This window comes from Flavitalea antarctica, from assembly GCF_054461535.1.
The window spans coordinates 48508-61992 of record NZ_JBTLQG010000001.1 but is presented as its reverse complement, the minus strand read 5'-3'; the positions used below and the strand labels follow the sequence as shown (position 1 = coordinate 61992).

Annotated in this window: 7 protein-coding genes; 1 reads left to right on the top strand and 6 read right to left on the bottom strand. The window is 42.5% G+C overall.

The genetic code is table 11. From position 1 onward, the window contains the following. Positions 1-58 precede the first annotated feature (58 nt). The 5 genes from ACX0G7_RS00165 to ACX0G7_RS00145 all read right to left on the bottom strand — a co-directional run bounded on the left by ACX0G7_RS00165 (position 59) and on the right by ACX0G7_RS00145 (position 7300). Positions 59-2242, bottom strand: a complete 2184-nt coding sequence (locus ACX0G7_RS00165; RefSeq protein WP_458921369.1) for a carbohydrate binding family 9 domain-containing protein — start codon at positions 2240-2242, stop codon at positions 59-61. A 184-nt stretch (positions 2243-2426) separates the two neighbouring features. Next, the gene (locus tag ACX0G7_RS00160; protein WP_458921368.1) at positions 2427-3107 is read right to left on the bottom strand and encodes a DUF6565 domain-containing protein; all 681 of its coding nucleotides are present in this window, start codon (positions 3105-3107) and stop codon (positions 2427-2429) included. 575 nt (positions 3108-3682) lie between these two features. After that, complete coding sequence (locus tag ACX0G7_RS00155; RefSeq protein WP_458921367.1) at positions 3683-5344, bottom strand: M28 family metallopeptidase; 1662 nt, start codon at positions 5342-5344, stop codon at positions 3683-3685. A 143-nt stretch (positions 5345-5487) separates the two neighbouring features. Then, positions 5488-6192 (bottom strand): LytR/AlgR family response regulator transcription factor, encoded by a 705-nt coding sequence (locus ACX0G7_RS00150; protein WP_458921366.1) that lies wholly within the window; start codon positions 6190-6192, stop codon positions 5488-5490. Then, positions 6185-7300, bottom strand: coding sequence for a sensor histidine kinase (locus tag ACX0G7_RS00145; protein WP_458921365.1), 1116 nt, complete (start codon positions 7298-7300; stop codon positions 6185-6187). Before ACX0G7_RS00145 ends, ACX0G7_RS00150 begins: the two co-directional genes overlap by 8 nt. 222 nt (positions 7301-7522) lie before the next feature. Between ACX0G7_RS00145 and ACX0G7_RS00140 the strand changes: the two genes are divergently transcribed. After that, positions 7523-8875, top strand: coding sequence for a serine hydrolase domain-containing protein (locus tag ACX0G7_RS00140; RefSeq protein WP_458921364.1), 1353 nt, complete (start codon positions 7523-7525; stop codon positions 8873-8875). Positions 8876-9010: 135 nt separating this feature from the next. Here ACX0G7_RS00140 and ACX0G7_RS00135 read toward each other — a convergent pair whose 3' ends face one another. Then, on the bottom strand, positions 9011-13063 hold the full coding sequence (locus ACX0G7_RS00135; protein WP_458921363.1) for a DUF7619 domain-containing protein: 4053 nt from the start codon (positions 13061-13063) through the stop codon (positions 9011-9013). Positions 13064-13485: the final 422 nt, after the last annotated feature.

Below are 13485 nucleotides of genomic sequence, written 5' to 3'. Positions count from 1 at the left end.
ATAAATTAACAAATCCCTGATTCATAATCAAAAGAAAACAGGCACTATTCATTCACCATTATATGTTCCACCAATAGGTCCACTTCAATACAAATTGCCTGCTTTTAGAAGTAAAGGGAGTTGGATTAAGGTTATCACCATAAACAATGAACAAATCAGAAGCAGGCTTGTAGCGCCACTGCAATCGGGTATTTACATTCACATTTTTTATTTGCTCGTTGTATTGTACAAATGTGGTAAAATAAAGTGTTTTGGTAAAAGTGACATCTATCCGTGGTCCAATCAGCCAGAACTTATAATGATCATATGGAGGCAGCATTTTAAGGTCAATATAATTCGCATTCAATGCAATATTTACATATGGCTGAAACCGGTAACCGACCTGGAAAGTTGTGCTCACGCGTTTACCATGATTATAATATCCACCATAAACTGCATCAACCAAATAAGTCAATAGCGATTGCGGTTTTGATACAAATTGTGCCTGGATTGAATTCCAATGATTTTCAAATCCTGCCGGCAACATTGGTGCGCCTGTATTGGTAGGATCGAATGGTTTTAAGAGTTTTACATAGGTATTTATTCCACTCAGGGTAAAAACAGCGCGGTTACGAAATGTAAGAATATACGACAGATTACTTTCATTGTCTGTTTTATTGAATTGCTCATCAAAATAATAACCGGCCATCACCTGCACACCATGACTGAGCACTGCTCCTTTTTTAGGAAAGAAATTATGCAAAACCAACGGACTGACTTTATTGAATCCGTTTCTTGGCACATATCCTACTTCGGCGTTGTAATTTTTTCCAACATATTCATGCTGAAGATATATCGTCCAGTATTTACTCAGGTATTGAAGATGACCCGCTACAACATGATCTCTTGACTTAACCTGGGGTGAAAAGGACTTCAACGCAAGCAATTTCCCCGTCCACAAATTATTTGATGAAGCGAGATTGTATTCCAGCCCTGCTGTACGGTTGTAATTTTCTGAAGGATTTACTGATTTCCAGGTTTCCGTAGCCTGTTTATTGATAAAGATTACACCAATATTGGATCTGGAAAAAACCCGGCGTTGAAGGGTAAGTACCCCAAAATTCTGAGCAGCAACTTCATTGTCATTGGAATGTCCTGTTTGCAGATCCATTACCCCTATTCTCCATTGTTTGTTGATCTTTCCTGTAAGCCTTGCCCCGAACTGAATCGGTGCGTTGAGACCAATACGACGGGAAAAAAAAGGCCTTATGTCCTGGTATCCAAAATTATTAAACAGGTCCCCGTTCTCAAGAAAAAACTGTCGCTTTTCAGGAAAAAACAATTCGAAGCGATTGAGATTTATCACCTGTTGATCAACATCGACCTGCGAGAAATCCGGATTCACGGTAAGATCCAGGTTCAGTGAAGAGGTTACTGCAATTTTAGCATCACCACCAATATCAAAGCGGTAATCAGTGGGCCGGTTATTTATATGATCTGTTGCCACTGCGCCAAGAACATATGGAATAATGGAAACATTTGTGCCGGCTGCCGGTGGTGCAGTATCCCAAACCAATGTACCAGTATAAGCAAGGGCAGCTGTAGGGAATTGACGCGGAACTGGTGCCCAGGCTGATTTTTCTGTTGTTTTAAGATCGTTCCGACTGAAGTTTATTCCCCATTCGTTGATACCTTTTTTATAGCGGATGCTTTTGAACGGTATTGATGCCTCCCAGATCCATTTTGTTTCATCCTGTGAAATCGCAGATGTCCATTTTGTATCCCAGTTTAAATCAACCTTTCCCCCTTCATACATGCTGCCATCCCACTGGGCTCCTGCTGCATTGGCCCCAAAACTGAAGCCGTCGGTCCGTGCATCGAAAGGGTCCATAAAAAGAAGGAAATTATCATTTTTGCCGAAGTTAAAATCGCGTTTAAGAGACTCAACCATATATGGTCCGGCAAGTTTATTAAAGCAATGAACGATGATATAAATATTTCTATCATCATAAGTCATTCTTACCTGGGTCCGCACATTAGCGAGACTAGTATCCATAGGTAAGGTCATGTAAAACTCGGAGGTGGAATCAGCAAGTTGCCAGGCGAGCTCCTGCATTTGTCCATCAATAATAACCGGGGTTGTGGTTTTACGGATATGGTACCGGAAGCCTGAGTTCTGCTTTTGTGCCTGGGTCGTAAGAGTGATTAACCATACCGCGGAGAAGAGGCATACTACCGCTTTTAAAAAGTAAGAATAACGCATGAAAGACAGCAACCTGGAATTAAGTCAGTAGATAATTTACTGCGAAAGGTAAACGTTTTATTGCTTGGAAAAAAGTCATAACTACAAAAGCTACCGTCTCATAGAAACGATAGCTTTTTGTATGACCTGGCGGGGTTAAAAAGAGTAAGTAGACCCGTTACGGGACTTTACCCAGTGAATATAATTATTTATTCTTGGAATCGTCTTTTGCTTCTTCGTTCTCACCAATTTTCGAAGCTGGGCGTCTGACAGCCTTCAAACCAGCAAACTGAACCTTGAGTTTAGCAATCTTAAGGTTGTCATTAGTTGGAAGGTCTTTTTCTATTTCGTTTTTACGGGTATCCAGTGCTTCGTAAAGGGTCTTAATTTCATCCCAATCTTCCCTGCTGTATTTCTCCCTGTTTTCTTTGACGGTGTTTACAAATCGGTCATATACTGAAAGGGCATTTTTAGCGGTAACCCAATTGAACTGCATATCAGAACCAACTTGTTCGTCACCAAACAATGATCTGCGGAGAGTGACTTTGTAATCACTTGCTGCAGCTTCATTTTTTTTGTCTCTTATCTTCACTTCATAATCGTCTTTTAATTTATTGTATTCTGCTTTGACTTCCTCAAGCTTTTTGTTGGCATCACTGGAAAGTTCTTTACCCGCTACCTGAATCTTATCAATAGTGCGGTTATATTCGGTTTTGATTGTTGCCCAACCTTCCTCTGAATAAACCGGGGTGACTGATTTAACTGAATCAAGATAGGAGTCGAGTCTGCTAAGATCACGTTCAATTTCATTGTCATCGTTCGAATCACAAGCTGTGAAACCAAAGCAAACAATTGCGGTTGCAGCTAACAAATTTGAAATTTTCATTGTCATAAATTTTAAGTGATGTGTTTTTGGGATTAACTGTTATATAAGAAAATATTGTAACCTTGATTGAAATCACTTTGGATTGAACATCGCTGCATTTACCGCAAGATGGACCGGTTTTCACCAAAATTAATCATGTACCGGTCTTACTGTTTCAAACCAGCTGTAGGGTCATCATAACTGTCAGCATGATCTCATTAACCTACATCATCTCATTAACCTAAAGGCGATCAGGTGTAATTTTCCATTGGATGACAGGTTAGTTATTACGAAATCCGGTAGGATTCGTTTTATGTGAGGATGCGATCAACTAATAACTAAAAAGCATACACCATGTCATCGGTGCTAAAAGTATTATTTGGCCTTATAAAAGAATCGTGCCACCCGGGGATCATGTAAGTGGGTATATTTTGCCCGAATAATTATATGAGAAGAATCACTAATAAATGGAAGTGCATACAACTATCAATCGCCACTGTTCGAAAGGATGGTTCAACTCCTGGCATCCAAAAGCTGTTGAGAAAATCAGGCATAACGCTGGGAGATTATGCGTAACATAAATGAGGGAAACGGCACTATTGTGATTTGAGGGAATTGTCCCTGATCTGTTTGAATTCAGAGCCTTGTTTCCATTCGACCATCCTGGATTCGAAAGCAAGACGTTGAGCAACCATGAACATCAGCTTAAGGTCCTCAATACCACCTGCCATCGTCCAGGTAGCCGGATCATATTCATCAGACGGCCGATGATAGTGTTTATCACGGTATTCAGCTTCCAGCTTCTCACCGTATTCAGCACCTTTACCGACAATGTTTACACCACGTTTTGTATATAAAGCGGGAACACCCACTTTAGCAAAATTAAAATGATCAGACCGATAATAATATCCCGCTTCAGGATGTGTTTCATATGCCAGTACCCTGCCTTGTTTTTCTGTAGCAGTTTTGAGATAGTCTTCCAGCTCAGATTGTCCTTTGCCAATAGTAATGATATCACGCGATGAATCAAACGGACTGAGACCGTCCATATTAATGTTCGCGATTGTTTTGTTTAAAGGAAAAACAGGATTAAGCGAATAATAGGCTGAGCCCCACAAGCCCTGTTCTTCTGCGGTTACAGCAAGAAATACGATGGTTCGTTCGGGTTTAACTTTAAGACTTTTAAAAACCCTTGCGAGCTCCAGTAAGCCGGCAGTACCGGTTGCGTTATCGAGTGCGCCATTATAAATTGAATCCCCGGATTCATCTGGTTTTGCGATACCGAAATGATCCCAGTGTGCGCTGAATATAATAACCTCACCAGGCCTTTTCGTACCTGGTATTTTTGCAATCACATTGTGACTCCTGTTATAGGTTGCCTGTACTTTCATGGAAGTACTAAGTTTAACATTCAGTGGGGTAGCCTTAAATCCCCGTTGATTTGCCTTTTTTAGCATTGTACTGTCAAGGCCAGCTGCTGTGAGCAGACGGTTTGCTGATTGTTCATTGATCCATCCGATAACATCGCAGTTTTTTACCGCCTTTCCACGGGTATCAAGTTGCAGCCTTGGGCTGTTAAAGCCATTTTGCTGAACGATAAACGGGTAGCTGGCTGCAGCAGTGTTGTGAACGATCAGGCAGCCTTTGGCCCCCTGTCGTGCAGCTTCTTCAAACTTGTAGGTCCAACGCCCATAATAAGTCATTTCAGTTCCCTTGAATAATGAAGTATCGCCTATCCAGAAACCGGGATCATTAACCATAACCATCACAACTTTACCCTTCACATCTACCCCTTCATAGTCATTCCATTGATATTCGGGTGCCACGACGCCGAATCCTGCAAAAACCAGTTCGACATTATTTAAAGAGATGGAAGAGTCGGTTTTGTCTGTCCAGATGACATAATCGTCGTATGCTTTGAGGTCAAAACTCCCACGTTGAGCATTAACTTTCATAGAAGGTGCCGCGGTAGCCAGGATATTTACCATAGGTACGGCCTGCAGGTAACTGTCACCATTCCCCGGCTCTAGTCCAAGGGCAGCAAATGCTGTCTGCAGGTAACTGATAGTCCGTGATTCACCTTCGGTAAAAGGCATACGGCCCAGAAAAGAATCTGAAGCCAGTACAGCAACATGTTTCTTAAGAGAATCAGCACGAAAATTTGCAAGGCCATCATCAGAAGGCATATTTGTTTCGCTGTTCTGGCAAGAAATGAGCGTGAATATCAGGACAACACCGGTGGGAAATAATTTGAGCATGCGTCTGTATTTATTACCGGAAGATACAGCATTCAGCATGTTTAATCCAACGCGTTTATGATTAATGACGTGTTCTGCTAATCGGAATTAAGCCAGTCGCCAGCCGGCCACACTGATATGCCGTGGTGATGTTTGGGGACACGCTATGAGCCTATTCCAAGCTTCTTAAGCAGGTTTTCTTTATAATTGGCGCCGATAGGAATTTCGACTTTGTCAAGCTCTGCCATATTCCCGTTTAACGCATTTATCCGTGTTATATTTATAATGAAGGAGCGATGGACGCGGACGAAAGTGTTACCGGGTAACATGGATTCAAACATTTTCAAATGCATTCCGGCCAGTATCTTTTTATCAGGCAGGTGTACATAACTAAAATCCTTTTCTGCTTCAATGTAAAGGATGTTGTTAAATGGCACTTTTATAAGCCTTGAATCCTTTTTAATAAAAATGTAATCTACATTTGAACCAGGTTCCTGAACCGTCCTGGTTCTCATACGTTCCCTCACTTTTTCAATGGCCTGGTAGAACCGGTCATAGGTCACCGGTTTGAGGAGATAATCAACCGAGTTAAGTTCAAAACCTTCAACTGCGTAATCGTGATAAGCCGTTGTAAAGACTACCAATGGGGGTTGCCTGAGTGAACGCAGGAACTCAGTGCCGGTAATGACTGGCATCTGGATATCAAGAAAAATGAGGTCGATCTCGTGTTGATGAATCCCTTCATAAGCTTCCGCGCCATTCATACAGGTTTTTAAAAGTGACAGGCCAGGCGTGGCAGCAATGTGATTCTTTAAGATTTCCCGCGCCAGTGGTTCGTCATCCACGATCATACACCTGATCTCATTCATAAGATTCTATATTGATTGAAACGATATAATGCTCCGCCGTCGCGCTCACTTCATAAGCATATTTGCCAGGATAGTAGAGGTTAAGGCGTTTCTGAAGATTCCTGATACCTATCCCCTGTCTTTCCTCAACAGTTTCTTTTACCCCGCCCGAGTTTTCCGCCCTGAGAATGATATGATTTTTGTCGACAAAGAAATCAATCTTAATGTAAGCGTCTATTACATCTTCCGTGTGTTTGAAGGCATTTTCAATTACTGGTACCAATAAAAGGGGCGCCATGTTTTTGACTGTGCCATCATTCTGATAATTAAATTTAACTGTTATATGGTTAAGACGGATCGATTCGAGATCAATATAGTTGCGCATCAATTGGACTTCTTTATCTACAGCCACTAAATCACTGTTACTCTCATATAACGAATAACGAAGAAACTGGGTCAAACCTGCAACTGTTTCAAGTGACTTCGTCTTTTGATCGTTCATGATCAGTCCATAAATATTATTCAGCGTATTGAAAAGAAAATGTGGATTTACCTGAGATCGCAAAAAGTTAAATTCAAGCTGAAGATTTTCCCTGCTAAGCTGTAAAGATAAAAATTGCTGTCGCATGAACATGATCGCGTACTTAATACTTAATGGCAGGGCAATGGTGAAGATCAGCCCAATAAGACTGCCAAGGCTCAGTACTTTGGCTAACAATCTCGTCGAAATATCCTTAGACATGAATGGAAAATATCCTGAGTTATCCCGTTCCAGTGCGGCCATGCAGGTTGAACAATTTTTCAATAAAATTTCCTCCCTGCCAATATCCGCCAGCGCAAAAATGACCAGGAGAACGAATGTTTGTATTATCCCAATCACAAATCGTTTACGATAGAAATATTGCGGAAGGACCCAGTAAACGAATGGGTAGTAAAAGATAATCGTAGCAAAAGCGCTTGCCGCAATATTTGCAAAAACCATACTTCTTGGCCACCCGCGGAGACTGTTAAAGGAGATTCCTGAAAGATAAAACTGGATCAGCACAATGACAATCCAGAAAAACAAATGCAATGCAATCCTGATTGATTTGGTCCGGTAAACGATATCCAACGCTTTATTGATGTTCATACCGACAAATTGCAATTTTTGGCGCCAACCAAAGAATCTAACCGACTAAAGGGTTTAAAAATTCTACAAAGCGGCCTAAACCGGCAACTATCAGGAAAGGCGCGTTCTGTAGCAGCGCCCGTCGGCAAAAAGCAACTGCTGATAGAAAATAAAAAGTGATCTGTCGGTTTGCTTTGTTTACCGGCTTTTATGTCTGTCATTTTGGAACTTAAATTATTCTATATGAAACATAGTATTATTATGTCAATCGTTGCAATCATATTTTACCTGAACGCATCAGCGCAGTCAGCATCCCCTCAGTCAATGAGCGGGAGGATCGATAGCCTCGTTAATTCAGCTGTTGAAAACCGTGAGTTCAATGGAACAGTGTTAGTCATTAACAACGGCAAAGTTTTACTGCACAAAGGATATGGTTATAGTGATTTAACAAAAAAGTCAGTCAACTGCCCTGAGACAATATATAATATCGCTTCCATTACCAAAACATTTACCGCAGCTCTTATCATGAAGTTACAGGAATCAGGAAAGGTTTCGGTTGACGACTCACTGTCAAATTATTATCCGGATTTCCCAAATGCCGGGAAAATAACCATCCGGCATTTATTGACACATACCTCTGGTATCCCGGATTATGTACAGGACCCAGGGTTCAGGAACAGTGATCAGATGAAAGCGTCTAACCATGAAGAAATGATCAACTGGTTTAAAGACAAACCGCTCCATTTTGAACCGGGAACTAAATTTATGTATAGTAACAGTGGCTATCGAATGCTCGGTGTTGTCATCGAAAAAATTACGGGGATGTCATACGGTGAAGCGCTCCACCGGTATATTTTCAATCCACTGCGGATGTACCATACCAGTTATGGACCACCGACTGATACGGCAAACCTGGCAAGGGGTTATGGAATGTATTTTAAGAATTTCCAGCGTGAGGTGACTGCTGTCCATCCTTCCGTTTCTTATGCAACCGGTGCCATCTACAGTACTACAGGGGATTTATATAAATGGGACAGCGCTCTTCAAACCACGAAGTTTTTAAGTAATGAATCCTTAATCGCGATGTATCGGCGTGACAAAGGCCCGTATGGATTTGGATGGTTCACCGACTCCTTATACGGTGATGAAAGAGTATCACATGATGGTAATATTAATGGCTTTAAATCCAACATAAACAGGTTCCCCGGGAAAAACACCTGTGTAATTGCCTTGAGTAATGCAAACAATAGTTCCGTAGGAGGAATGGTAAGAAACATTGTGAACCTCATTTATCAGAAACCGTTTTCCAAATCTATCATGGACGCTCCGTCAGTTAAGTTACCTGATAGTATGATGCTGGCCTATACCGGCACCTACAGGTTTGGCTCATCTGGTGACAAAACGTTAGCCGTTGTCCTTGAGAAGACTGAGCTCATTCTCCGCATCCCCGGTATAAGAGTGATGAAGCTTGAAGCGCTGAACCCACACGTTTTCCGGTCAGGTACTGCGAGAATAGAATTTTCAGGTCCCGCACGGGGCAATTACAACCAGTTAATGATCTTCGATAAAGGAGAATTTGTGGGCGCACAGAAATAAGCTGGTATCTATCGTATCATCAATGAAAAGAGATTATAAAACCCCGTATTCAATGAGTAATGCTTATCGTACGGGGTTTTAATATTTTCAATGGGGGTTATTATTCAACTCCAGGCGAAGCCAGGATTAGTCACCTCAATTGCGAACAGCCTTTAATGTGCCGATTAACCTGTTTTTCTTCATGTCTCTTATACTGATCCAATAGGTTCCTCTTACAAATTTTGCCGTGTTTAGCAGATGGGTGGTTTTATTACTAAATTTATAAGCATCCAGTATCACACCACGTGCATCATAAATAGTTACGCTGTAGGTTTTATTGGTCGATAATCCCTTTATGGTAAATCCATTGGTAAATGGATTTGGATAACCGGTAATAGCAATACCTGGATAATCGACGTCAGTCACGCTGGTTGTCATCAGGTTCCTGGTAATTTTTACGCTGTCTATCGCTGTTAAAGTCGTATAACAACCTTCACTGGTTTTCATCCTGACATAAATCCAATTGCTGCCATTGATAAGTTTGTCGGCAGTAATTCCATATGTGGCGGAAGCACTTTCTGATTGGAGGATATTAGTAAAGTTCCTGTCGGTTGCAAAAGTATATACGGGAGTTGCGCCACCATATTTTTTGTTGGTTGCAGTTAGCATGGAAACTTCAGACGGGTTGCTGATTGTGGTTGTTCCCGCACTGATTCCGACTTCCGGTGTAACGGGGCTTGTAATGCGCACCGGTGTTACGAGCCAGCTTTCACCACTTTCGTTTACGTACTGAACGAGTACGGTGTAAACTCCTGCAGGTATTAATTTAGGGCTGATACTAAAAATGCTGTCACTGCTAACGGGAAGCGAGGCGGATCCAACGATTACCCTGGCTTTAAAATGTGTGCCCGGATTATTTACTTTTATTTTCTGCATAACAATGGAACCGCAATATGCTGAATCGATAGCTATGGAAGGTTTCGGCGGTGCTGCCGGCAGATCCCTGATCAACGTGTGTACGAGGTTGGTCCTGACCGGGGGATTGAAATCAAAATAGATATCACTCCTGTTGCTGATCAAAGTTCCATTTGTTACAAATGACTGGGGTTTGACCCTGAAAGCCAGGTAACCGTGACTGGCTTTTGCGTTTATATTACTGTCAGGCAAAAGGATATTTTCAAACTTCCACTCCAGTTTATTATTATCTGAAATGGTTAGCAAATAATTATGACTGGCCCCGATCATCTGCAATGAGGCAACGTCAATGTTATTTTCAAGTGTATCCCTGATCATGACATTAAACGCGGTGTCATTGCCGGTATTCTGAAAGCGGATGACATAGTTGAGGTATTCTCCATTGTTTACCTGGGCGCGGCTCATGTATCCGCCGTGTAATTCAATCTTGTCATTTGGATCATAGGCTCCTGTAACCAACTGCCTTAATTTAACCGTATCATTGAATGGCCGTACATCTGTATCGGACTGGCTGACCAAAACCTGGGCATACATAGAATCTGCAAAATTTGCTATAGGCGGAAGTGCCACCACTCCTGTTAATTCTATGGCCCCAAAAGATGCCGGGTTAAGGGTATTCAGGTTCCAGGTAAGGGTGTCGCCGGATATGGCTGCGAAAGCAGGTGTGGCCCCTGTAATTGTGGTTTTGCCACTTTTAATAAATTTAAGTTTTGCGTTTGTTGCTACCATGGTACCCGTGTTCCTGTATTCAAGCCGGTAACCTATTGCCATTCCTGGTCTCACCGGTGTCAAGGGAATGATGTTAACTGAAAGGTCATATTGATTGGCAACTGGCTGTAAAGCAAAAACGATGGAATCTCCCGCGCTTCCCCGGGTATAATTTCCAGTATGGAACGCGGGGAAAACGGTGTAATGTTCCTGGTCAGGAATGCGAACCTCGAAATAACCAGTATCTGTAAGAAACCTGAATTCACCATTTTTAACAAGGCTGCGGTAGTCAGTTCCGTTTTGACTGATTGATACTGGAATACCATCAGCGAAAGTTTCGCCGGCCCCTTTTATACCGTCATAGTTCAGATCATAAAACACCCTGCCATGAAGCGCACTGTCGGGAACTATTATAGCGGCAAAGTCAATCATGCGGATCCTGTCGTTATCGTAGTCGGCGATAAACAAGTTTCCCTTTGTGTTAAAAGCTAGCCCCGCAGGTGTGTTCAGGCTGGCATTAATTGCCGGCCCGCCATCACCCGAATATGAGCTGGTACCATAGGTTCCGGCTAATCGTGTGATAACACCCGTCCCGTTATCAACCCTTCTCACAATACTTGATTCCTGGGCGGTCAGGTAGAGATTACCTATGGTATCGACAGCAATGCCAGTGACAGCGCCTATTTCGGCTTCTATTGCCGGTCCGTCATCACCGCCTGTGCCCGGAAAGTGATTACCCGCAACGATTGAAATTCTGCCTGTGAGTGCATCAATTTTCCTGATAAGGAGATTTCCACTTTCACTGAAATAAATATTATCAAAGTTATCAATGGTGATCTTTGTTGGGAAACTCAATGCAGCATCAATGGCAATGGAGTCGTTAATATTGAATCCATCAGCTCCGGTTCCTGCAATGGTTGAAATTATACCGGTGGTGATATCAATTCTCCTGATGCGATGATTGTATTGATCGGCTATCACAACATTTCCTTTACTGTCTGTTGTTATATCCTGTACATTGTTCATGGCTGCAGCGGTAGCAGGACCACCATCTCCTGAATATCCGTTTGTTCCTGTACCCGCAATTGTTGAAATCAAACCCGTAGCTGCTGTAACCTTACGGATATACATATTGTTGTCGACAAAATAAAGGTTGCCTGCAGAATCAACAGCTAAACCAGAGGGCATACCAATTCTTGCAGAGATTGCAGGCATGCCATCGTCATCAATTGACCCTGGTACACCTGTCCCCGCAATTGTGTTGATATTATTAGTGATCGCATCAACTTTATAAATCTTTGCATTGGCCGCATCTGCGATATATACATTATTCATTGCATCAACAGTGATATTTTCAGGATGACTCAACTGAGCGCTGTCCCTGTGCCCGCCGATACCAGATATATTGCCTGTACCGCTACCTATCCATCGTGAGATGATTCCTGTGCTTTTATCAATCTTACGAACAGATGAATTGAAGTCATCCGCTACATAAATATCGCCATCTCTTGAGATAGCGATCATTGCTGCAAGTGTAAAAGTGGCGCTGACAGCAGGTCCGCCATCTCCATGCGATTCGGCAAAGGCACTTCCGGCTATAGTATTGATGATACCTGTTGCTGCTTCAATTTTACGCAGTCTGGAATAATCAGTTATATAAAGATTTCCCTGCGGATCATTTGCGATGTAATTGGGATAGTTAAGCCTTGCACTGGTAGCTTGTCCTCCATCACCACCAAATCCCGGCACGCCGTTTCCTGCAAATGTTGAAACGATACCTGTGACTGCATCAATCCGGCGAACCGTTTTGCCAAAACCGGGTTCACCATCGGCAAGCACAAAAAGGTTACCCTGGTAATCGATCGACAATGACATAATGGTGGAGAAAGTAGCATTCAATGCGGTTCCTCCGTCACCACTGTTGGCGTTTGTTGCAGCACTTCCGGCAATGGTTGTAATTATCCCTGTCGCTAATGTTATTTTTCTGATCTGCGATATATCAGCCACATAAATGTTACCGGCTACATCCGTTGCCATAGCGCTGATGTCGCGGAAAGAGGCGTTTAATGCGGGGCCGTCATCACCCCCAATCCCGGATCCTACACCGGCTATACGAACAAGCTGATCCGTATTTGGGTCGATGCGATAAATAGTTCCCGGCCCTGCTATATATATGTTGTTCTGATTGTCGATCGCAATGCAGGTTGTGTTTGTCAAATCGGCTGCCATCAATGGAATCCGATCGATGTCGCTTATCTGTCCCCCGCCGGCAACGGTATTAATGATACCGGTAAACCTGTCCACCTTCCTGAGTCTATCGTTAACAAACGCATACAAATTGCCAAAGGTGTCTGTAGCCATGGCCGGCGCGCGGGATATGCCAACAGCAGACCCCAACCTGCCTTCTCCTATTGAACCACCGGCAAAAGTGGAGATGGTCTGAGCCTGGATAAATTCACTAAATAAAACTGATAAAATGATAAAGACAAATGCGAATGCAGGACGAAACACTGACGGCTTTTTCATAGTTCAGGGATGAAGGAGCTGAGATACCAGTTCTTCATAATTGTATTTACTTATGACCGGTAGCTATTAATCACTATCAACGAAGTTTTCTCGGGCTGAGTATGCCACATGCATAAAAAGTTAACAACTCATCAGTATATTACAGGATCATGCTACTTACAATCAACCGGTCTACAGGTAGACCCTTAGCAACCGAAAACATTATTAAAGCAGATATGAAGGGTTATCTGTATATAACGGGAACGTGTATGCTACGACATATATAATCCGGGGTTTCAATATTGATTCCGGATTGCCGCTCACCCGGGTAATTATTGCTTCGAACACCCCCCACAATTATTGTTTCAAACGCCAGGGATAATTATTTTTGTATGCAGAATTCCGGCTTTCAACTTCTTTTGCAATTTGACCTTTAGATTCAA

Excerpts from the sequence above, each read along its gene's own strand:
- ACX0G7_RS00165 (WP_458921369.1), bottom strand. The coding sequence starts at position 2,242 with ATGCGTTATTCTTACTTTTTAAAAGCGGTAGTATGCCTCTTCTCCGCG.
- ACX0G7_RS00160 (WP_458921368.1), bottom strand. The coding sequence starts at position 3,107 with ATGAAAATTTCAAATTTGTTAGCTGCAACCGCAATTGTTTGCTTTGGT.
- ACX0G7_RS00155 (WP_458921367.1), bottom strand. The coding sequence starts at position 5,344 with ATGCTCAAATTATTTCCCACCGGTGTTGTCCTGATATTCACGCTCATT.
- ACX0G7_RS00150 (WP_458921366.1), bottom strand. The coding sequence starts at position 6,192 with ATGAATGAGATCAGGTGTATGATCGTGGATGACGAACCACTGGCGCGG.
- ACX0G7_RS00145 (WP_458921365.1), bottom strand. The coding sequence starts at position 7,300 with ATGAACATCAATAAAGCGTTGGATATCGTTTACCGGACCAAATCAATC.
- ACX0G7_RS00140 (WP_458921364.1), top strand. The coding sequence starts at position 7,523 with ATGAAACATAGTATTATTATGTCAATCGTTGCAATCATATTTTACCTG.
- ACX0G7_RS00135 (WP_458921363.1), bottom strand. The coding sequence starts at position 13,063 with ATGAAAAAGCCGTCAGTGTTTCGTCCTGCATTCGCATTTGTCTTTATC.